Origin of the sequence: Photobacterium sp. GB-72 (assembly GCF_003026095.1) — a bacterium.
Taxonomy (GTDB): domain Bacteria; phylum Pseudomonadota; class Gammaproteobacteria; order Enterobacterales; family Vibrionaceae; genus Photobacterium.
This window is the reverse complement of the sequence record NZ_PYNV01000008.1, coordinates 138,230-160,333: the sequence shown is the minus strand read 5'-3', so window position 1 is coordinate 160,333 and position 22,104 is coordinate 138,230. Positions and strand designations below refer to the sequence as shown.

The following is a 22,104-nucleotide window of genomic DNA, read 5'->3' as shown; positions in this document are numbered from 1 at the left end:
TTGATTGTTTGCCTCTTGTTGCAAAATCCATGAAATCTAGAAATTCTTGTACGAATATTTGTGCAAAAGAATTGATCCCTGACTTATTTTTTTTGAAAAATAGCCAGTCTCTGAAATGCTGAATACATGTTTCTACTAATAAAAAAAGTCATACCCTGTACCAGACGTAGAAGCATTATATGCTTAATGTTGAGTATAAATTCAAGGATTGAGAGATAGATTATGATTCGATTTAACCTTTGTGCAGCAGGAATATCCCTTGCACTGTCAGGCGCTGCTTTCGCGGCCCCTACGGCACCAAGCATTGATCTGTATGGTTCTAACAACCTTCAGTTCTCTAAAATTGAGCTAGCGATGGAAACAACATCTGGCTATAACGACATGGTTAAATACCATGACAAAGCTAAGATTAATGTGAAATTTAACCAATGGAGTGGTAAATCAGGCGATACTTACAACATCTATTTTGATGGTGAAAAGGTCGCATCTGGTCCAATCAAAGGTAGTCAAACCACCGCTTCTTTTGAGTACGAGCAAGGCGGCTTGTACCAAATGGAAATCGAAGCCTGTGACGAAACAGGATGTGCGAAAAGTGCGCCAGCACAAATCACCATTGCAGATACAGATGGTTCCCACTTACCTCCTCTAGCAATGAATGTTGATCCAAACAACAAATCATTTGATACCGACCCAAGCGTTGTTATGGGGACGTATTTCGTTGAGTGGGGTATCTACGGCCGTGAATATACAGTAGATAACATTCCTGCAGACAACTTGACCCATATTCTTTATGGCTTCATCCCAATTTGTGGTCCAAACGAGTCTGTGAAATCGGTAGGTGGTAATAGCTTCAACGCACTACAAACTGCGTGTAAAGGTGTTAATGATTACGAAGTTGTTATCCATGACCCATGGGCTGCATTCCAAAAGAGCTTTAAGCAAGCAGGTCATGAATATAGCACACCTATCAAGGGTAACTACGCAATGCTAATGGCATTGAAACAGCGTAACCCTGATCTGAAAATTATCCCATCAATCGGTGGCTGGACATTGTCTGACCCATTCTTTGATTTTGTAGATAAAGCAAACCGTGACACATTCGTTGCCTCTGTTGAGAAATTCCTAAAAACATGGAAATTCTATGATGGTGTAGATATTGACTGGGAATTCCCTGGTGGCGGCGGCCAAGCAGCAGATCGCGGTGATGTAGTAAAAGATGGTCCTGCTTACATTGCGTTAATGCGTGAACTGCGTGCGATGCTTGATAAGCTAGAAGCTGATACAGGTCGTACTTATGAGCTAACATCAGCAATCGGTGTTGGTTACGATAAAATTGAAGACGTTGATTATGGCGAAGCTATCCAATACATGGATTACATCTTCGCAATGACATACGACTTCTACGGCGGTTGGAACAACGTTCCTGGTCACCAAACAGCACTTTACTGTGGTAACTTCATGCGTCCTGGTCAGTGTGACGGTACTGGTCTAGATGAAAATGGCGAACCGTACAAAGGACCTGCATACACCTCTGATATTGGTATTCAGTTACTGCTCGATCAGGGCGTTCCTGCTAACAAACTGGTTCTTGGTGCTGCAATGTATGGTCGTGGTTGGACGGGTGTAACACCTGATACGCTAACAGATCCAACAGATCCAATGACAGGTACAGGTACTGGCAAACTGACGGGCAGCAAAGCTCAAGGTGTTTGGGAAGACGGCGTTATTGATTACAAAGGCATTAAATCATACATGCTTGGTGCTAACAGCCAAGGTATCAATGGCTTTGAATATGGTTACGATGAGCAAGCAGAAGCACCGTATGTGTGGAATCGTTCAACAGGTGACTTGATCACATTTGATGATGAGCGTTCTGTTAAAGCTAAAGGTAACTACGTTAAATCACTTGGCCTTGCTGGTTTATTCTCATGGGAAATTGATGCGGATAACGGTGATATCCTAAATGCAATGCATGAAGGTGTATCGGGCGCGGTGATTGATAAGCCAAACAAGGCACCAACAGCAGCAGCTGGCGTGGATCAAACGGTTTCAGGTCCTGCATCTGTAACACTTGATGGTTCAAGCTCGAAAGACTCAGATGGTAGCATTGCTAGTTATGCTTGGGAGCAAGTATCAGGTACAGCGGTAGCATTAACTGGTGCTGATTCTGCTACAGCAAGTTTTGCCGCTGCAGAAGTGGTAGAAGCTGAGCAATTAACGTTCAAACTAACAGTAACAGATAACAAAGGTGCATCGTCATCAGATACTGTTGTTGTCACTGTAACTCCTAAAGATGTTGTCGTACCACCAACAAACACGGCACCAGTTGCAAGTGTAACTGCACCACAAACAGCAAACGCTGGCGATGTAGTTGTTGTTGATGCATCAGCTTCTTCTGATGCAGATGCGGGTGATACGCTAACATTTGATTGGACATTACCAGCTGGTGTTAATGCAACAGTTAATGGTTCACAAGTACTATTTACTGCGGCTGAGTACTCGCAAGACACTAACGTAGTCTTTACTGTTACGGTATCTGATGGTGAAGCAAGCTCAAGCGCTTCAGCGACAGTTGTTGTTGCTAAACATACAACGGTAGAGCCACCTGTTGATACATGTGATAACGCATGGGACGCAGCAACAGTTTACACTGGCGGTGACCAAGCGACTAAAGATGGTAAGGTTTGGGAAGCTAAGTGGTGGACACGTGGCGAAGACCCTGCGAAATCTGGTCAATGGGGTGTATGGAAAGAAGTTGGCGTAGCTAACTGTCAATAAGCGTAAAATTAATGAGCTGGTAATAGTGCAGCAATAATCTACTCATCAGCCATTACAACATGCTTTAAGTAATTATCCCCTGAGACATTTAGTGTCTCAGGGGATTTTTTATTATGCGGATAAAAAAGGCGCTAAGCATTAAGCAAAGCGCCTTTAAGATATTGATTACATTATGTTAGTTAATGTATTAACGGCTAAGAAATGCGTAGCCTGTTGTAAATGCAGCTTCTTGGAATTGACGTAAACCGGTATCACGGAAGTCAACCGCCATTGGGTTACGCTTTAGCTTTTGCTTAATGTCAGCATTGGTCATGAAGTTAACATCAACATCTGGAATAAGCTGGATAGCCGATTCTAATTTAAAACCTACTGCGCTACCTGCAAATTTGCCACGCGTTTCACGGTTACGGATAACAACCTTATCTACTTGGTAATCATCCAGTAGCTTTTTAAATGCGAATTGGAAATCACGCATTTGTTGGTTATCTAGAGAATCTTCCATGATGAACTTTTGTGTACGACATTGTGGAATATCGAACATGCCATTTTGAAGTGAAAGAAGACAAATAACCGCTTCGTTACTACGTAGCTCAACAGCACAAATTTTCATGTTAACACCTGAATCTGAATATTTTGGCGCTTATTGTAGGCGAAAAAGTGATTTGCTGTTAGTACCTATTACATTTTTATCGTTCTTTGAGTTAGAGGCGCCTAATGAGTGAGTCTTCGTAAAGGACAATGAAAGAGAGGGGAAATGAATAAGATATGTAAACGCATTTTTTCGTAATGGTATAGCGTTGCATTATTTTATGATGAACTACATCGTAAAAATCAAATCATTTTAAGATTGTTAAAAAGTAATATGAATAATTACTACTAAGTATTTTGCGTGGTAGTAGTGACAATGTTTCTTAACTTTTTAAGGGTAATATCGGTTTTTTTTTGTAGAAATAATGGCTCTGATACAGCAAAGCTAGATTTAGCTATCAATGTTTTAGTGCGTTGTATGAAACAACCAATCATGCATTTAGGGCTATTATTGTTAACCATGGTTGTTTCGGTTAACGCAAGAGCTGATAGTGATCATTTATTATTACCTCAAGATCCGGCTTGGATCACTGGAAAGCTTGTTACAGGTTTTACATATCACATATTGCCAGTTGATGAGCAAAGCGATCGAATACAGTTATATCTTCGCGTTAAAGCGGGCTCTGTACAAGAAACGGATCAGCAAAAAGGTTATGCTCATTTGCTTGAGCATATGGCATTTAATGGCACAAAACATTTTCCTAAAAACGAAATTATCAGGCTTTTTGAGCAAGCTGGATTAGAGTTTGGCCGTGATCTAAATGCTTTTACAAGTTTTGAAAATACCGTCTATCAACTAAGCATTCCTGAGGGTAATGAGCAATTATTAAAAAAAGTTTTACAATATTTAGCTGATATTAGTTATCAAATAAATTTGGAACAAGATGAAATAGCGAAAGAGATAGGTGTTGTCCAAGGTGAAATTTATGCTCGTGCTAATTTAATTGATAATCCTTATATTGCTTATATGGAGAATTTTGGTGAGGGAACTAAATATCAATATCAGAAAATAACAGGTACAGTTAATAGTATAAAGAAAGCTACACATAAAGGTCTTAAGGCTTACTATGATAGTTGGTATCACCCTACTAATATGGAGCTTTTAATTGTAGGAAATGTAAAAGAGAAGACCACAGTTAAATTTATAAAAGAACAGTTCTCTGATTTTAAAGGGTATCGCCAATTAGAGTTGAAACAACCACCGCATTTACCAACCTTTAAGCAAACGCCTTTTACCGTTTTTAGCTCACAGATAAAAGAAGAAACGTCATCGCTTGTATTTAATTTGTCAGATTATCAATATAAAACGTATCAAGATGATTATCATAATAGATTAGTTAACTTTTTGAATCAATTGATTAATCATCGTTTAACGCGAAGTAATGAGTTGTTAAAAACACCTTATAAATATGCATATTCTTATCTTGGGACACCGAATGATGCCGGTAATAAGTGGGTTTACTCATTAGGTGTTGGTCATGATAATTTTTATAAGAATAGAAGCGGAGCAATAAAATTTTTAGCAAGTGAAGTGGCTAGATTACATCAATATGGTTTCACCAATGAAGAGTTTGAGCTACAAAAAAATTTATTATCAGCACAGATAATAAAATCAAATGTTGATTATAAAAATCAGAAATCAGTTGATATTATAAACAGAGCGTTAGATTCATTAATACATAATAAAGTGAATGTTTCTCCATCGTTAGATAACACTTTAGCGAAAAAATTTTTAGCTGAAATACGTTTAGATGAAATTAATAATTTTACGTCTGAAGTATTAGTTAAGCCACAATTTAGCGCGTTTTATACAAAAGGGGCAGGGGCTCCAGATACAGATAAGATTATTGCTGATATTCAGCAGATTCTTTTGACTAAGCAGAGTCTACCTAATGGTAGTTTGGTCACAGAGAGTAAAGCATTAATCGTCAATTCACCTTCCTTAGGTAAAATTGTTAAAAGTAGTGATCATCCTAAATATAATATGCAAGAATTACATTTAGACAATGGCGTCGCGGTTTTATTACAGCCTGATGCCAGTGCTGATGGAAAAGTGTATTTAGAATTTTCAGCGCCAGGTGGTATTACAATACTTGATCCTAAATATAGAGCTGCTGCTGTTGCGTTAACCGATATATATTTTAACAGTGGTTTGTCAGGTATGACGAATCAGCAAACGACACAGTTGTTTCAACTCAATAATACTCAGCTAATTCCTTATATTAGCAATACGACACAAGGCTTCACGATAGAAACGGTGGCAGACAATTTAGATTTTGCGATGTCGAGTATTTATGCTGCTATGTTAAACGGAGAAATTGATGACACTGTGTTTCATCATGTTAAGCAATCTATGATTCAATGGACCAGAAATAATGATCCTAACTTTGAGTCGGTCACGAAAGGTGACTTGTTTTCACATAATCCTTATGAAGGTAAGTTATCACTTAAACAGTTATATGATCTTGATAAAGACAAAGTCAAAACTGTATATAAGCGGTTATTTGGTCATGCGAATGGGTATAAACTCACTGTAATTGGTGATTTTGAACCGTTAAAAGTGAAAGCCTTAATAGAAAAATATATAGGTAGCTTACCAGAAGGCAAAAAGCATCAATATACAACGAAAAAACAACCCGTTTTAAATAAGAAAGTGAGTTTAAAAAGGGGGATTAATAAATTAGATCGTGCAGATTTAGTGTTTAATTTTATTTTTGAGGCAACAGAACCGAATATTAAAGATATCTATGCGTCAGATCTTATCTCTCGAATCTTACAAAGAAAAATGCTTACCTATGTTAGAGAAGAACTCTCGCTGACCTATTCACCTAACGCTTGGTGTGGCTCTGCAACACCTGGAAGTAATTATGCACGATGTCAGATAAACGTGGTAACTGATAAAAAAGATGCAAAAAAAGGTATTGAGGCGGTGGAGTATGCATTAGCTGATCTTTATAAAACAGGAGTACCGCAATTTGAGTTGGATGAGCATAAAAAAGCGTTAGTTTTAGCGATGCTTGATAATGATAAGTTGCCGAAAGATCGGGCTTGGTTTGTTCATCGAGATTTTATCAATGGCTTTCCTATCGGTGCAGTTCTAGAGCCACAAACTGTGGTTGATGAAATTGATAAGGCTTATATTGACTCATTGATTAACCACTATTTAAAAAATGCGGGGCAGGTCACTTTAACTGTTTTACCTTAGCGTTTTTCAGTGATAAAGCTTTTTAAATTAAATAAGGATAATAAAACTAGAAAACTGTTCCACATTTCTATATTCATGACGTTTTAGTCAGTGTAATTGCATCGATAATGGTGAAATAGGGAAGGGGAAAATCGCATTTGTTCTGTTTTTAGTTACGGTTATTTTTAGCAAACTGAGTACAGTTTCTAGAGAGGAGAACCGTTATGACTATAACGAATGTGATGTCGCAATTTTACCTTCAACGTCTTAATGATACTGAAAATAACGAAGAATATGATGCCATAATCAAAATGCTTACGTTATGTAACTGGGTGCCTCGTGTTCAAGATGAAGAAGAATAAGTGTGTAGCTAGAAACCGCCAATAAAAGAACGTTATTGGCGGTGTAAATTCTTTCGTATTAGCTACGTTTTGCAGGTGTGTACGAACGACCTGCAGCTTGATACGTTTCTTTATCGTTAATTTCAAAGGTCGTGTAGAAGAACCATGCAATGAAGCGCATCAGCTCATCATTAGCATTCATTACCCACTCGGCAAACTCTTCTTCTTCGCCTTGATCGTTTTCTTGAGTGAAAACGTGGTAAATACGCTGTTGCCCGTCGATTTCAGCAAGACTAAAGTGACCAATCATTGCTGTTGCTGTTTCTGCAATTTCAGGCTCATCGTTGTCTTTTAAGGCATTTAGGATCGCTGAAACGCTATCGAGTGCTGCCAATTCTTTTACTAAAATCTCAAATTCTTCTTGTTGCATGCTTAATATCTCTGTGACGTTTTACGTTATTGTAATCGTAATTAAATCGACGACCTAATTTTTCCATAGAAAGAGGAGTACTGGCCTTAATCGTTTTTCGGTTGAGAATAAATTGGGCCTAATAGTTCGAGTTGGGTCAGGTACATACGCATATCGAACTCCAATTGGTGATAGCGAGGTTCCATATGGCAACATAGTGCGTAGAACGCTTTATTGTGTTCTTTCTCTCGCAAGTGTGCCAATTCATGAACCACAATCATACGCAGGAACTCAAGTGGCGCAGACTTAAAGACGGAAGCAATACGGATTTCATGCTTGGCTTTTAGCTTACTTCCATGAACACGCGAGATGAAGGTATGTAGACCTAGTGCATGATTAATAACGTTGATCTTATTATCGTAAGCCACTTTACTGATCGGTGCTGATTTTTTTAGATAGGCATTTTTAAGTTCAACGACATAATCATACAGTGCTTTTTCTGTTTTGATGTTATGTGGCGTCGGGTAGCGCTTTAAGAGCAGAGTCTTTAGCGTATCATTATCGATAAGCTGTTGTACTTGCTCAGTAAGATGAGTTGGGTAACCCTGTAGATATTTTAGTGGCTGCATAACGTGACAAAATAGATAAAACGGTCATGCTATAAGTTGATCGCATTTGAGGCAAATAAAATATCTACTGGATATAATTATATCTATAATATCAAAGTGATATCTTAATCTGTTTTAGAAGGCTCTTTGTATGTCGTTGCGTGTCCCACCTCCAATATTATTGTTATTATCCGTGTTAGCCATGTACTTACTTTCTCGCTTTTATCCGATTCTAACCATTGACTTTAGTGGTAAGAGTTTACTGGTTTCGGTGTTGTGTTTTATTGGCGTTATCCCAGGATTTACAGCGATAATTGCGTTTGCAAAGGCCAATACAACAATTGATCCCCGCCATCCACAGAAAACATCACGGTTGGTGACGACCGGTATTTATCGCTTTACGCGTAATCCAATGTATATAGGGTTAGTCTTTTTCCTATTAGCTGCTGCTTTTTATTTTTCCGCGCTGAGTTGCTTTGTGATCGTACCTATTTTTATATGGGTGATGAATAATTTTCAAATAGAGCCCGAAGAAGAGGTATTACTCGCTATGTTTGGTGATGAATATTTGCAATATTGCAGAAATGTTCGTCGTTGGTGTTAATGCGTCATACGATATTAATTGATAATAGAGAGTGTAAGGAAAATAACGGTTTACCTCGACGTTATTTTCCTTACACTTGCGAGCATGTGAACTTATTACTTAAAAGATTAAGTAATAAAGAGACAAAAGAAAACTGAGGGAAAACGAATGAGCAAAGCGAAAATTGGTATTGTTACGGTAAGTGATCGCGCAAGTGCTGGCATTTATGAAGACATTTCAGGCCAAGCGATTATCGATACGCTAAATGATTATTTAACCTCAGAGTGGGAGCCTGTTTATAAGGTGATCCCTGATGAGCAAAATGTGATTGAAGCAACACTTATTGCAATGGCAGATGAAGAAAATTGCAGCCTTATTGTTACGACAGGCGGCACTGGCCCTGCTAAGCGTGACGTGACACCTGAAGCGACTGAAGCGGTTTGCGATCGTATGATGCCAGGTTTTGGTGAATTGATGCGTGCTGAATCACTTAAGTTTGTACCCACTGCGATATTGTCTCGCCAAACTGCGGGTTTACGTGGCGATAGCTTAATTGTTAATTTACCAGGTAAGCCTAAATCGATTCGCGAATGCTTAGATGCTGTTTTTCCTGCAATTCCATACTGTATTGATTTAATGGATGGTCCATTCTTAGAATGTGATGATGCGGTGATAAAGCCTTTTAGACCAAAACAGAAGTAATATAGCGCTATAAATAAAAAAGTAACCTTATGGTTACTTTTTTATTTAGCCAGAGTAAAAAGGCAGTGTATATATATACAGCATTATGAGTTTCATATCTTTTCTTGTTATTTTTTTGTAAATGAAATTAGTACTTTCTCACGAAATTAAGCATAATATAAATATGAATTCCAAAATTATTTATTCATATTTTCAAAACTGAAATTCAAAAAAAACACGTAAAAAATAAAATCATTTAAAAACATGTAGTTAGTTATTTTTGTTTTTTAAATATATACTTAAACTTATATTTGGTGCCTTTTTGAACAGTATTTGACTTTATATTAATCATTTGTTTTTCAATTGCTATTATAATATTCTATGCGACCAAAGAGGAACATCTCTGATATTTATTACACATACTGTGTATTTATCCATTATATAAATAAACAGTATGTTTTATGGTTTTTAAAGCAGGCTAGAATATGGATGTTAAACAAAGCTGGGGTTTTATTTCAATTTCAATTGGCGTTGTATCGTTATTATGGGCAAGTATTTCTTTAAGTGGTATGGTCGGACAAGAGCACGTACTAATGGAAATGGGTGCATATATTCATGCGAGCAGTACTGATTTGCCTAATGCAAATTATGCAGAAAAAGTTTTAGCCGCTGAGCGTCATAAAAACTTTGTGGTGTTATTAACGGGCCTTGTCATGGCATTGATCGGCTCGATCATGGTTAAAGGTCGATTTAACAAGTTTTAAATTACTTTTTTTATCAGAATACCGCAACCATTTATGTTAAAAGTACATGGTTGCGGTGTATAAACCGATATTACTGCGCAGATTGTGGTGTTACGTCTTTGGGTACGTAAGCTTTCGTTCCCCAAAGAGGCACAGTTGATAAGCTATGCTTGTAGCTACCTGATGTTTCTTTTGTTGAGTATGATAAATACATCAATGTTTCAGAAGCAGGATCATAAATACGACGAATTTTCATTGTTTTAAAGAAAATACTTTTCGACTTTTTAAATACCACTTCACCCGATTTCGATTTGTCTATTTTTGCAATCATATCAGGTGTTATTTCACCTGTTTGACGACATGAAATCGATGAATCGGATGGATCTGCAAGGCTTAAATCTGCCTCAATACTTGCTATATGACAGGTAACACCGGGCACTAATGGGTCAACTAAAGTATTTAATTTAATATCTTTGGTGGTAAATACCCCTAGTGATACATCGCCAACTTCATTATCTGAACAACCACTTGTTAATAGCGCTGATGCTACCAATCCTGCCACCATTATGGCTTTTTTCATTATTCTCTCCTTAGTCTATTCGCCGTAATCGATTTGTTTTTATTTACGGTAGATCAAATATATAGCTTTATACGTGAAAAATGTCTTATTTTCACTAAACGTTTGATATTTAAACCACATATTAAGGTTTTGCTATTTTTAGGACAAAAAAAACCGAGATACGGCTTGAGTAACTCGGATAAGTGGCGCTACAAGGCTCCAAATCAAAAACGTTTTGTTAGAGGAAATGCATGAAAATCGAACAATATTGGTCATCGTTGATAGTTGTACGAAAAAAAAATAAGAAAAGTTTAAATTTATTTTTATTTGTTTATCTATATGTTTATTAAAGGTTTTATAGGGTTAGGATAGGGCATGTTAGATTTAAAAAATGTTATACTTATAACGTTTTTTCAAAATTGTGCTTTTCAGAATGAATAAATACACATAGGATAAATGTAACGGTATTGTTACAGGGAAATTTGTTAGGGACTTCACAGTTACTGTCTATGGGAGGATATTATGTCGAATATTCTTACTTTTCCAGTAAAAGAACAACCGAGAGAACGGACACCTTTAGAAACCATTGTTGAGCAGGAACTGCTTGATTTAAATGCTGATCAATACATGATTGATGTCGTTTTAGAGCGAATGGAGAAGTTTTTGGCTCTAGCATCTTTTGAGTTTGATTTAAAAATGAAGGTATCAAAGGAATGTTTAGATGAAATGCATGAGAACGTATTTCCTGCTATATCGGAAATGCAAGCGTCAGTTCGTGACAACATGAATGAAATTCTGACAGAACGTGTATTACATGAGATCCGTCTTTATAATCTTGAAATGCAAGCAGTAAGATAATATATCTATTTTTTGAGTATCGACTTTGTTACAGATAGCGTTTATAAATAATTTACCGATATAAAGCCACTTTAAACAGTGGCTTTATTTTTGTCATTAAAACGGCAATAGATTGAAACCCCTTCGTCATTTATCCTTTTTATACTGACACCAAATTCGGTGATTTGCGGTGAAAGTATGGAAACGGACACGCCTTTTTTACTTCCAAGAAAAACGCCACTAGGTATTGCTGAGAACGTGGCTGAATGGGTGACAGGACTAAAGCAGCTTAATCAGTATTATTTAAAACGCCCCGTTGATTCAGATAGAACAACTTTTGTGCGCTATGCGTTAGAATCGTTAGGGATTGATTATCAACTCCAACAAGGCTCGGTACAAACGATCCCACAGCAAGGATCAACCTTGATTGTTGCCAATCATCCTCTTGGCGGTGTGGAAGGCATTATTCTTGCTGAGCTTCTGCTCTCAGTTCGTGCAGATATAAAAATTTTGGCTAATCAATATTTAAAAACAGTGCCTGAATTAGATTCTCTGTTCATTGGCGTTGATGTTTTTGAAAGTCAATCCACAGTAAAAGCGAATGCAAAAGCAGTAAGAGAAGCACATCATCACCTTGCTGCGGGGGGCTTATTGCTGGTATTCCCAGCAGGAGAAGTATCGACTAAAGATCAAAAAAAAAGGTTAGTCGATAAAAGTTGGAATCGCTCGGTCAGTCGCTTTATTCGCCGACATAAAGCAGTTGTAGTGCCGATTTTTATTAGTGGTGAAAACAGTAAAAAGTTTTATTTAGCAGGGAAAATTCATCCTTTATTACGTACAGCAATGCTTGGGCGAGAGATGCTAAATAAACGCCAACAATGTATAGGGCTAGCGATCGGTGAAGCTATACATTATTCGGAAGTGAAAAATATTAATGATGACTATCAATTAGTTAATTACTTACGGCTCAATACATATCTTTTAGGTTCAAGCTATTTATCTCAGTCAACAAAGCAAGAACCAGTATCGAACCCTGAAATGGCTACGATCCATCCTCCTATCCCAGCTCAATTACTAGCAGCAGAAATTGCACATTTGCCACATGATCAGAAGCTTATTGAAAATTCTCGCTTTGATGTTTATTGCACCACAGCTGCAGACGCGCCACATTTATTAAAAGAAATTGGTAGAGTGCGAGAAGTTAATTTTAGGGCTGTCGGGGAAGGCACTGGAAAAGCATTGGACTTAGATCGGTTTGATGACTTTTATTATCATTTATTCGTATGGGATAAAGAGCAGCAGCAGTTGGTTGGTGCATATCGTTTAGGAGCATCTGATCAAATCATACAGCAGCAAGGGATTGAAGGGTTATACTCAAGAACCTTGTTTAATTATGATCAGGCGTTAGTGAAACAGTTAGGTAATTCATTAGAATTAGGACGTTCTTTTGTTGCTCAGCCTTATCAGCGTAGCCTTAGCCCACTATTGTTACTGTGGAAGGGAATATGCGAATTTGTCTATCGTCATCCGCAATATACGCACTTATTTGGTCCTGTGAGTATAAGTAATGACTATAGTTTAGAGGCTCGCCAATTATTAGCGGCTAGTCTAGAGGTGCACTATTACGATCAGCAGGTAGCAACGTTGGTAAAGCCGAGTTATCCTTTGCCGAAAGGGGATCGTTGTTATCATCATCCCGATATATTGGCCGCGCTTACTGATATTCAACTGCTCTCAAAAGTTGTGAGTCGATTAGATAACGATAAGAAAGGTGTTCCTGTCTTATTAAGGCAATATCTAAGCTTAAATGGCAAGCTACTTTGCTTTAATGTTGATCCTGCTTTTAATGATGCGTTAGATGGTTTAGTTGTGGTTGATTTACGTCAGGTAGCAGAAAAGACGCTGGCTAAGTATATGGGACTTAAAAAGGCCAAACAGTACATAGCCTATCATCGATAGAGATTGAATCGATGACTTTCATAATGGGATAGCTTTACTATTAAGCTATCCCATTTTCATGGTGAGGGAGAATGTGTGTTATTTACTGATTAGGTTGCCACAACTTTTCAGCTCGTGTTCCGATAAACCAAAAGCTAAGTGCAAGTATCGCAAAGAAAAGTGCTTTATGGATCTCGCCCCAAAAATACGTGAAATATTCGGTATACAGCACAACTAACATAAAAGTAATACCAAATGCACGCGTCATAACATCATTAGTTTTTATGCCAATAACAATTGCGATAGTACAACAAGCCAAAGCTAAAAGGCTCCATGCCCATAATTCCACTTGTTTTATCTGTGACCACTCATGAAAACTGTCATAGTTACCGAATATAGTCAGTAGCCATAAAAAAGTGAAAAAATAGAACAGTCCAGCAAAACGCGTTGCTTCTGTTAGTGGTTTTACTATTTTTATTTTTGGAAAAAATAGACTAATTAAGATAATGATGGCGCCAAAACAAGTAAATTGCAGCGGAATATTCATTCCTAAAAAGAGGTAATGGCTATCACTTAAATAGGACGTTTCTGAGAGTAAATAAAGCCCCGCGCTTAATAAGAAAAATAACCAAATTAAAACTGATCTTAACTTGATACCTAACCCACAATAGATGATGGCAGGAATAGCAATAAATAGACTTTCTCGCCAATGTTCAGCGAATGCTGTTTTACTTAAAAAACCGACAGAAACAGCTGTGAGTAAAACACCAAAAAAGAAAATGGCTTCATTACTAATACTTTTTTCAGGGAACTTAGTACGTCTTCTAACACCTAGATAGTATAAAGCGGCAGATAAAAACGCAGTAAAAATAGTTAAAACACTGGCAGGAGTATTAATCAATTTGGCCAATAACGACATTAAATAGTTATCAGCAACTAATAAAATGACGGAGAGGATAAAACAAGCAATAGCTATCCAGAATGAATAAACAGCAAGCAGTTTCCAGTCAAAATTTGCAACTTGATAACTTTGCCGTAAGTGTTCACTTTGTTCCATAGTTACAAGTTTTTCTTGTTCCCAGTGCGTAATGGCTTCATCAAGGATTTGTACTTTTCTTTTATTAAGCTTAAGTGTCATTTCACTGTCCTAGTAACAAAAGGCGTGCAAAGCGATCTATATAAGTTAGAACGCCATTTATTATTAAGCGAGAGGTTGCTTTGATAAGCACTGACGACATAAGCAGCGTCCTGAAGGACAATCTGCAGTATCGCGTTTATCTAATTCGAAACACCAACACGTTGTCTTTCCCGCACTAATATCGCAATGTGCGGGCTCATGGCATTCAGGGCAAAAATGAGTATCAGGCTGCCCCTTTATTTCAGCCATAACTGATTCTCGCTTGGCATCATCAAAGTTTTGCCATTCGATAACTTCTTTCATGGTGCGTAAGCAACCACTACAGATACCATCACTATTTTTACACTTGGCAACACATGGGCTTTTCACTACAAGATCCCTTTTTACGATAATTTTTGATGTTGGCGAGTATATCAAAAACATCACTCACTCATAGCGTAGCTTATCAACAATATACTGAGCGATAGGAAAGCATGACGTAGCCGCTGGTGAAGGCGCGTTACATACGACAAGGCTTAATGTTGTTTGATGAAACATAAAATCATCAATCAGTTGGCCTTGTTTATTCACCGCTTGGGCTCGTATCCCGCATGGATACGGTTGTAAATCAGAGGTTGTTAATTGAGGGTAATAGCTCTGTACTTTAGCTAAATAAGAAGGTTTCCATACTGCTTGAGTAAACTCTGTCAATGCTGATGATAAGTGTTTGTATAGCAGAGGATATAAGCCTTTAAAGCTAAGTAAGTCCAAACTATCTTTAAGATTAAACATTGGTGAATCATAAGCTTCACGCGCAAAATTGAGGACGGCATTGGGTCCAACAGTAATGCTGCCATCGATCATTTTAGTTAAGTGGATCCCTAGAAAAGGCAAGGTAGGATCTGGGACAGGATAGATTAAATGGTTTATTTGATCGTTGTGCTTGTTTGGGAGTTGATAGTAATCGCCTCTAAAAGGAACAATAGAAAATGAGGGTTGAGTACCGAGCATAGAAACAATTCTATCGGATTGTAGTCCAGCACACGCAATTAATTTACCCGCGACAAATGTTTTCGTTTTACTTTTAACAGCAACGCTATCAGTATTTTCTTCTATTGCTTCAACGGTTTGATTAAAAATAACATGACCGTTGTGATGTCGGATCAACTCAACAAGTTTTTGACAAATCAATCGATAATTAACGATGGCAGAATCTGGGACAAAAATAGCACTCATGCCTGTAATGTTAGGCTCTTGTTGTTTCAGTGCATGCTGATCAAGAAGGGTGATATCAATATCAAGATGAGCAGCTCGTAATGCTAATTGTTGTAAACGTTGTTGCTCGGTTAGGTTTGTGGCAACGACTAATTTTCCACATTGTTCGAAAGGGATATTAAATTCATTACAAAAGGCTTTAATAGCTTGATTACCACGAAGACAAAAATCACTTTTTAAGCTGCCTGGAGGGTAATAAATACCAGCATGTATGACACCACTATTGTGGCCTGTTTGATGGAAAGCTTCATGAGCTTCTTTTTCGATAACCCATATCTTTTTTTGGGGAAAACGTTGTTGCAGCTCCCATGCTGTACTTAATCCAATTATTCCAGCCCCAATAACTAGAAAGTCACAATCTAACACTAAAACCTCCCATTGGTATGGCGATGCGTGATGAGAGTTATCATAAGGCTACTTACTATACGGAGTCGTTATTCAGTCGGTATCATGCTGAGGTTGTGATCTCATACAGTGAAATGTCATCATTTATATTGTCTATAGAAGCAATAGAAAGTTTATCAACAGGGCACATACCCACTTTTAGCATGACCTTTGCAGGATCTGTGATGCTTTTACTGTGGCGACCATAAATATGTTTGAGATGTAATCGGTTAAAACCAAACTCTTTAAGACGTTCAACCGCTTCAGTACAATATCCATTGCCCCAGTAAGGTACACCAATCCAATAACCCAATTGACCACTCCCGTTTTGTATATTTTCAAGTCCAGCACAGCCAACCAGTTGGTGATTTGCTTTTAATGTTATCGCAAAGATTGCTGAGTTCTGGGTGAGCCAACCACCTAAATGCTTACCAATCCATTTACCCGCCATACCGTCAGAGTAAGGATGAGGAACATTGATAGTACTATTTGCAATATCGATGTTGCCTGCTAAATGTTGAATTTTTGTCGCATCTGATAATTGTAGTGGACGAAGAATTAATCTGTCAGTTGTTAGTAGTGGTTGTGATTGGTACATAGTCTTAACGACCTCTCAACGTAGTTATTAATGCAATTAAAGGCATATTGTTGAGCTATTAAAACGTATTTTGATATGTACGTCCTCGATTCAATCAAAGATCGCGCAACAAGAGGCATGTTTATGGGAAGAGAAAATCAAAAATGTAGAGTTGATCGCGATTTGCTGTTGCGCATTATTTAATGCGGGCTTTGGTTGGAATGTCTTTTATTGAAGTGGTATTACGTGAATAAGGTTTCGCTGTCGTTGTGGATTTCCACATATCTTCACTGTGTTTAATCACGTTTGCTAGTGCTTGTTTTAAGAAGTTTTGTATTTGAAACTTAATTAACCAGCCAGTGCCTTTAATTTTAGGGGAAAAAGTAATGCGATAATGAATTTTACTTTGGGTTGCATTGATACTTTTAAACTTTATCCACCCGCCATGTTCATTCACTGGAGCGCCTTGAATTATTTGATAGTGAATGTGTTCATTTTCTTTAAAATCAATGATTTGCTCTTGATATGTAAATGGCCCTTGAATGACTTCGCGTATAGCACCGATCCCATTAATCTCTGGTTTTCCTGAGCGAATCAACGAGTACTGAGCATTAAAAAAACGCCCTAATTTAGCGTGATCAGAAAGTAATGCAAAGAGGACGGTTTTAGGTACATTAGCGGTTACCTCTAAAGTAACGGTATGAATCGTCATTATCGTCTCCATAGCACTTAATTACATCTAACATACCATTTACAATTGGTTGTTGGAAGCCAAAGCGCAAGCTTTAAAGGGATTTTTTCTTTTTTATGATGGTATTAAAAGGAATGAATTGGTGATGATATTAATAATAAAAAGTGAAAATTGGCTGTTTTGATTAAATTTTTGAGAGGGTAGGACGTTGGTATAGATTGCCGATAGTTATAAAAATATACTTATTTTGCAATAGGTTAAGATTATCGTTAATAGGGTATGATCACTTGTATAATAAAATAAAGAGTTGAATCACAAAAAAAATCTATTTTAGTGGTTGTCAAATGAGCAAAAGATACATATATTAAATTGTCGATATAAATTGTTCGAGGTTTTTTAAAGTAAGAAAACGTAGCTGATAATATTTAGCTATGGTTGCATTTCAATACTTCCTATCGAACCCATATCTATAAAAATCATTTTAATAATCTACTGTGAACTTTTCTGATAGTTTGCTGCCTAAGATATATTAATAAAAAAAGATGTTCACAAAAAAACTATTGTGATGTCATGTTTATGTCACATCAAGTTGTTTAAGTAGAACAGATAAGTAAAGAGTAAGAACGGTATTAATTTTAGTGATATCAACCTTACTCATATAAGATTAATGAGAGGTTTTAAATGAAAACACGTAACCGTAGACAGTGGTTTTACTATAAAAATCAAACTACTAAAGTTGAAAAAGCATAATCAATGCTGACAGAAAGGCTTTCTTTTAGGTGATTCAGAAAGTCTTATACATTTAGCAAATCCCCCGTTAAATGTTCAAAATCTTAGTAATGTAAATTTAAATACTTATTGAGTATCAGTGGCCAGAAATAAATGAATATTTCTGGCTTTCTTATATTTAAAATTCGCATTTAACTATATTTAGATAGGCATTTAAATTAAAAGGCAAACGATTGCTATTTTTAAATGCAAAATAATCCAATGGCTTGTTAATTGATAATACGACCTTTTATTTTTGCATTATCTGGAATGCTTGTTATTTGAGTGCCCTTAATGTGGATATCGCCATCAACGATGATTTGATTAGGAAGTTTAGTTATTTTGCTGTTGTTTAAGTAAAGATCCCCTTTGACATAAAGGTTATCTGGAAGCGTTTGGATCTCCGTTCCCATTAAACTGAGATCTCCCTTTACTCTCATACCATAGTTAAGTGCTTTAATTTTTGAATGAGCAAGGTTAACGAATCCATCGACGTTAAATACCACGGGGAGGTACTCAACTTCAGTATAAGCAAGATTAAGATTACCATTTACAGTCAGGCTACGTGGAAGTTGTGAAATCTTGCTTTTTTCAAGATTCAAGTTACCAGTGATCACAAGAGGATCGGGTAGTTGTATATCTCTACTATTTCTTAATGAGACATTGCCATATGAATCGACATAGTTCAGTAAGTGAATAGGTGAAAGAGCATAAGCATATAGCGGCGCAGAGCTAGCTAGCAATAAGAAAGTGGCGAACGTATGCAGCGTCAATCTTGTTTTTAATTGTTTTTTCATGATTTCGTTATTCGTCATGCTTGAGTTTGGTTGTTCACGAGTGATGTCCATATTATTGCTATCGTGTTTAAAGTGGTTAACTTTAATTATTACCTTATTAGTAATGAAATTTTGTTATTAGAGTAAATAGCGAAAGACTGTTTTGGAACCAAGCTCAACATAAACAAAGCATTCATTCTAAAAAGTCATTAGCTGACAGTCTACGCGAAAAATAAAAAGCATAGTAATGAACCAGAAATCGATTTCTATTTTCTAAATGAATTATCATGTGTTTGAAATAAATACTTACACTTGAAGTGCTTTTTAGACGCTTAAATTCAGCTCTATTCAGGTTGCATTTAGTTAATAAAATAGTGTTTTATTTGTTAAGTTTTCGTACAGGAGAGATGCTTTAGTTTTGTTGCTAACGAAAAGACACAGGTATTTTGAAAGCCAATTAATCTTCCCTTTAGATTAATGACTTTCACTAATAACAATAAGTTAGGAATAAAATCATGAAAAAGTCTATTTTATCTACGGTCGTTTTAGCAGGTATCGTATCAGCGCCAGCGATGGCAACAAATGTGGAAACATTTATGGGTGGTGGTGTGGGTTATCAATTAGATAACTTTAAAGATGCAGCTAAAATGCATAGTGAAGATGCTAGCTATCAAATCCGTGGTGGTGTAATTGTCGATAACCATCACCGCTTAATGGCAACTTACGGTTATAAGAAAGATAAATTCAATATCGCTGAATCTGGAGAAGAAACTATCAAGGCTAAGCATAAACAAGATTTATTTTTAGTTTCTTATGATTACCTAGTACCAGTCACTTCTAATATTAACCTTTTTGCTGGTGCGTCAATGGGTGCTGCTCATAATAAATTAACAGCTAAGACATCAGAAGCGAGTGGTAAAGATAGCTCTACTGATTTTGTATGGGGTGGACAACTAGGTGCAATGGTTCAACTAACGGATAATATTTCATCAGATCTTACATACCGTTATCTTGATCAAAATTACAAAACAGATGGTGTTCGTTTAAAAGGAACAGAGCAAATTGTTTGGAGTGTTGATTATAAATTCTAATAAATTTAATTATTTATAAAAACGTAGCACCTCACATAAAGTGGGGTGCTATGCGATGTAGAAGCTAAAAGGTAAGCAATAAAATTATTTATTTGTTGTAATACTATAATCTGAATCACTACCACTAAGCATAAATGTATTGTCGATAAATCTTTTTATCCTGCCATTTTCAAGTTCGGATTGTTGCATAACACGAAAAGTTCTCTTGATTCCTTCTGTATCTACGGAGTGAGATAAATGCGTGTCTGTTATCTTAGTGCCGTCTTTTGAGGTAAAAAAGTTAACTACTTCAACTTTAACCTTTGCATTCTTTTTCAACCAAACCATACGTTGCTTAAAAGCATCAGCATCATATTCTTTATCGTTAATATTTATATAGCAATCTTCCGTAAAATAATGATGAAACTTTGATGTATCAGGGTTGACTAATATTTCCTGATATAACTTCTCGTAAGTTTTTATATTATCCCAGTCAGGAGCTCTTGATTCTGTCATTGAGTGTACCTTTTGTTGTTTTATTAAAGCTGTGGTTACTTTAACAGACTGTTTTATTTTGTTTTGATAGTACACGACAATTGCTAGTGATTTTTCGCCAAAGATTAAGCGACATCTTTAGTCATTATATCTGTCAATGTTACTTTTAATTGATCGTTAAATGCTCTTTTAGGGGGATCTTGTTCTAGATAAGTCGCTTTTTAGGAAGATACACAATGACGAAAATATGAATTCAGACAAAGTCGTATTATGATATGGCGCGTTTGAGATCATAGGCAGTAATAGTGAATAAGCAAAAGTTATTAAATCAGGTACAAATTAGGCTACAACAAATATTAGAAGCGGCGACTGAAGCGGCTTTACGTGCCTATAATACGGCGACTGATGATGAAAATGTTGCCGAAAATCAATATGACACATTGGCGCTTGAAGCGTCTTATTTAGCGCATGGTCAGGCACAAAGAGTAGAAGAGTGCAAAGCTGATATAGCAGCTTATCAAGTATTACAAGCTAACTTACCTAAAGCCTTTGATACTGTACTACTTGGGCATATTGTAACGTTAGCTGATGAAGATGATAACGTGCGTTTTGTTTTTCTGGGCCCCAGCTCTGGTGGACTAGTCGTAACGTTTGATCAGTATTCTGTCACGATAGTGACACCAACTTCGCCATTTGGTGATGCATTGATTGGTCGTGAGATCGGTGAAGAAGTCGATGTTCATATTGGTGATAATGTCACTTGGTATGAAGTTATGGCGATCAATTAAATCATTTTATTTAAAGGTATCTCGGTATTTTTGATAATACTGATAAATATGCTCAATGAAGAGTTTCACTTTCATTGGTTGCTGTTTGGTATACGGATATACCGCATAAATGCCTAATGATTTCGCAACATAATCAGTGAGAACTTCAATCAAGCGACCTTTTTTAAGATCTTCAGCGACTAATACTTTGGGAATGTAGACTAAGCCTTGTCCGTGTAATGCCGCGCCACGTAAAGCAGAAGCGTTATTAGTGGTAAAGTTGCCTTTTACTTTAACGGTATGAATACCTAATGTATCTTCAATTAGCCATTCGTTCGCCCCTGTTTCTTGGAAGCTATAACCCAGACAGTTATGTTTTTCTAAATCATAAGGCTGTGTTGGTATGCCATATTGCTTGATATAGCTGGGGGATGCACATATCACCCAGCGAGCTTGAACCAATTGACGGGCAATAAAGCTTGAATCTGGCATTGCGCCTGTTCTTATCGCAATATCAAATCCTTCCTGTACTAAATCAACAAAGCGATTGTCGAGTTCCATTTCAATATGAATCTCAGGATATTGACGGCTAAATGCTGCAATTGCTTCGGGTAAAATAAGTTCGCCCGAAATGGTAGGGACAGTAATACGGATTTTACCGGTTAAGCTTTCTCCCAATCCACTCATTGCATCTTCTGCATTTTGAACCGCATTGTAGACTTCTCTCGCATGATGATAAAAAACATCACCAGCTTCTGTCAGTGTCAATTTGCGTGTAGTCCGATAAATAAGCTGAACGCCTAACGCTTGTTCAAGTGCTGTGATACGTTTGCTTACCACCGATTTTGTTAAGCCAATGTGTTCGGCTGCTTTGCTAAAAGAGCCTTTATCAATTAGGTGATAAAAAAGGAGTAGATTATTCGTCGTCTTCATTT

At 36.9% G+C, this 22,104-nt stretch carries 22 protein-coding genes; 10 read left to right on the top strand and 12 right to left on the bottom strand.

From position 1 onward, the window contains the following. Positions 1–222 precede the first annotated feature (222 nt). The gene (locus C9J40_RS11240; RefSeq protein WP_107207055.1) at positions 223–2,778 is read left to right on the top strand and encodes a glycosyl hydrolase family 18 protein; all 2,556 of its coding nucleotides are present in this window, start codon (positions 223–225) and stop codon (positions 2,776–2,778) included. A gap of 187 nt (positions 2,779–2,965) precedes the next feature. Here the strand turns inward: C9J40_RS11240 and C9J40_RS11235 are convergent, their stop codons facing one another. Beyond that, positions 2,966–3,388 (bottom strand): DUF3010 family protein, encoded by a 423-nt coding sequence (locus C9J40_RS11235; RefSeq protein WP_006644285.1) that lies wholly within the window; start codon positions 3,386–3,388, stop codon positions 2,966–2,968. A gap of 396 nt (positions 3,389–3,784) precedes the next feature. On the opposite strand from C9J40_RS11235, the gene C9J40_RS11230 reads away from it, so the two are divergent. Further along, positions 3,785–6,571 (top strand): pitrilysin family protein, encoded by a 2,787-nt coding sequence (locus C9J40_RS11230; RefSeq protein ID WP_158259552.1) that lies wholly within the window; start codon positions 3,785–3,787, stop codon positions 6,569–6,571. Positions 6,572–6,774: 203 nt separating this feature from the next. Next, positions 6,775–6,912 carry a hypothetical protein gene (locus C9J40_RS22150; protein WP_181316924.1) on the top strand — a complete coding sequence of 46 codons (138 nt, stop codon included), beginning with the start codon at positions 6,775–6,777 and terminating at the stop codon, positions 6,910–6,912. Positions 6,913–6,970: 58 nt separating this feature from the next. On the opposite strand, the gene C9J40_RS11225 is transcribed toward C9J40_RS22150, so the two are convergent. Further along, positions 6,971–7,321, bottom strand: coding sequence for a hypothetical protein (locus tag C9J40_RS11225; RefSeq protein WP_107246866.1), 351 nt, complete (start codon positions 7,319–7,321; stop codon positions 6,971–6,973). 86 nt (positions 7,322–7,407) lie between these two features. Beyond that, positions 7,408–7,929: a M48 family metallopeptidase gene (locus C9J40_RS11220; protein WP_107207053.1), complete on the bottom strand. Its 522-nt coding sequence runs from the start codon at positions 7,927–7,929 to the stop codon at positions 7,408–7,410. 130 nt (positions 7,930–8,059) lie between these two features. On the opposite strand from C9J40_RS11220, the gene C9J40_RS11215 reads away from it, so the two are divergent. The 3 genes from C9J40_RS11215 (at position 8,060) to C9J40_RS11205 (ending at position 9,936) form a co-directional block, all read left to right on the top strand. Then, complete coding sequence (locus tag C9J40_RS11215; protein ID WP_005364073.1) at positions 8,060–8,512, top strand: isoprenylcysteine carboxylmethyltransferase family protein; 453 nt, start codon at positions 8,060–8,062, stop codon at positions 8,510–8,512. Between the two features lie 147 nt (positions 8,513–8,659). Then, positions 8,660–9,193, top strand: coding sequence for a molybdopterin adenylyltransferase (gene mog, locus C9J40_RS11210; RefSeq protein ID WP_107246865.1), 534 nt, complete (start codon positions 8,660–8,662; stop codon positions 9,191–9,193). Positions 9,194–9,657: 464 nt separating this feature from the next. Continuing rightward, positions 9,658–9,936, top strand: a complete 279-nt coding sequence (locus C9J40_RS11205) for a molybdenum cofactor biosynthesis protein (RefSeq protein ID WP_107207051.1) — start codon at positions 9,658–9,660, stop codon at positions 9,934–9,936. A 70-nt stretch (positions 9,937–10,006) separates the two neighbouring features. Here C9J40_RS11205 and C9J40_RS11200 read toward each other — a convergent pair whose 3' ends face one another. Continuing rightward, positions 10,007–10,495 (bottom strand): CreA family protein, encoded by a 489-nt coding sequence (locus tag C9J40_RS11200; RefSeq protein ID WP_045152230.1) that lies wholly within the window; start codon positions 10,493–10,495, stop codon positions 10,007–10,009. A gap of 501 nt (positions 10,496–10,996) precedes the next feature. Here C9J40_RS11200 and C9J40_RS11195 point away from each other — a divergent pair. Then, a complete protein-coding gene (locus C9J40_RS11195; RefSeq protein WP_005364081.1) occupies positions 10,997–11,332 on the top strand; it encodes a hypothetical protein in 336 nt (111 codons plus the stop codon). A gap of 177 nt (positions 11,333–11,509) precedes the next feature. Then, complete coding sequence (locus C9J40_RS11190) at positions 11,510–13,270, top strand: lysophospholipid acyltransferase family protein (RefSeq protein WP_107207050.1); 1,761 nt, start codon at positions 11,510–11,512, stop codon at positions 13,268–13,270. A gap of 82 nt (positions 13,271–13,352) precedes the next feature. On the opposite strand, the gene C9J40_RS11185 is transcribed toward C9J40_RS11190, so the two are convergent. The 6 genes from C9J40_RS11185 to C9J40_RS11160 all read right to left on the bottom strand — a co-directional run bounded on the left by C9J40_RS11185 (position 13,353) and on the right by C9J40_RS11160 (position 18,909). After that, positions 13,353–14,387: a hypothetical protein gene (locus tag C9J40_RS11185; protein WP_107246863.1), complete on the bottom strand. Its 1,035-nt coding sequence runs from the start codon at positions 14,385–14,387 to the stop codon at positions 13,353–13,355. 63 nt (positions 14,388–14,450) lie between these two features. Then, a complete protein-coding gene (locus tag C9J40_RS11180; RefSeq protein ID WP_107207048.1) occupies positions 14,451–14,756 on the bottom strand; it encodes a DUF1289 domain-containing protein in 306 nt (101 codons plus the stop codon). 57 nt (positions 14,757–14,813) lie between these two features. Continuing rightward, positions 14,814–16,007, bottom strand: coding sequence for an L-2-hydroxyglutarate oxidase (lhgO, locus tag C9J40_RS11175; protein ID WP_107246862.1), 1,194 nt, complete (start codon positions 16,005–16,007; stop codon positions 14,814–14,816). A gap of 82 nt (positions 16,008–16,089) precedes the next feature. Then, entirely contained in the window at positions 16,090–16,623 is a 534-nt protein-coding gene (locus tag C9J40_RS11170) for a GNAT family N-acetyltransferase (RefSeq protein ID WP_107207046.1), read from the bottom strand. 175 nt (positions 16,624–16,798) lie between these two features. Next, entirely contained in the window at positions 16,799–17,314 is a 516-nt protein-coding gene (locus tag C9J40_RS11165) for an SRPBCC family protein (RefSeq protein WP_107207045.1), read from the bottom strand. 977 nt (positions 17,315–18,291) lie between these two features. Continuing rightward, positions 18,292–18,909 carry a hypothetical protein gene (locus C9J40_RS11160; RefSeq protein WP_107207044.1) on the bottom strand — a complete coding sequence of 206 codons (618 nt, stop codon included), beginning with the start codon at positions 18,907–18,909 and terminating at the stop codon, positions 18,292–18,294. Positions 18,910–19,352: 443 nt separating this feature from the next. On the opposite strand from C9J40_RS11160, the gene C9J40_RS11155 reads away from it, so the two are divergent. Further along, entirely contained in the window at positions 19,353–19,928 is a 576-nt protein-coding gene (locus C9J40_RS11155; RefSeq protein ID WP_107207043.1) for a porin family protein, read from the top strand. A gap of 84 nt (positions 19,929–20,012) precedes the next feature. Here C9J40_RS11155 and C9J40_RS11150 read toward each other — a convergent pair whose 3' ends face one another. Further along, positions 20,013–20,423 (bottom strand): hypothetical protein, encoded by a 411-nt coding sequence (locus C9J40_RS11150; RefSeq protein WP_107207042.1) that lies wholly within the window; start codon positions 20,421–20,423, stop codon positions 20,013–20,015. Between the two features lie 284 nt (positions 20,424–20,707). On the opposite strand from C9J40_RS11150, the gene C9J40_RS11145 reads away from it, so the two are divergent. Next, the gene (locus C9J40_RS11145) at positions 20,708–21,190 is read left to right on the top strand and encodes a GreA/GreB family elongation factor (RefSeq protein ID WP_107207041.1); all 483 of its coding nucleotides are present in this window, start codon (positions 20,708–20,710) and stop codon (positions 21,188–21,190) included. A 6-nt stretch (positions 21,191–21,196) separates the two neighbouring features. On the opposite strand, the gene C9J40_RS11140 is transcribed toward C9J40_RS11145, so the two are convergent. Beyond that, the gene (locus C9J40_RS11140; RefSeq protein WP_107207040.1) at positions 21,197–22,102 is read right to left on the bottom strand and encodes a LysR family transcriptional regulator; all 906 of its coding nucleotides are present in this window, start codon (positions 22,100–22,102) and stop codon (positions 21,197–21,199) included. Between the last annotated feature and the right edge of the window lie 2 nt (positions 22,103–22,104).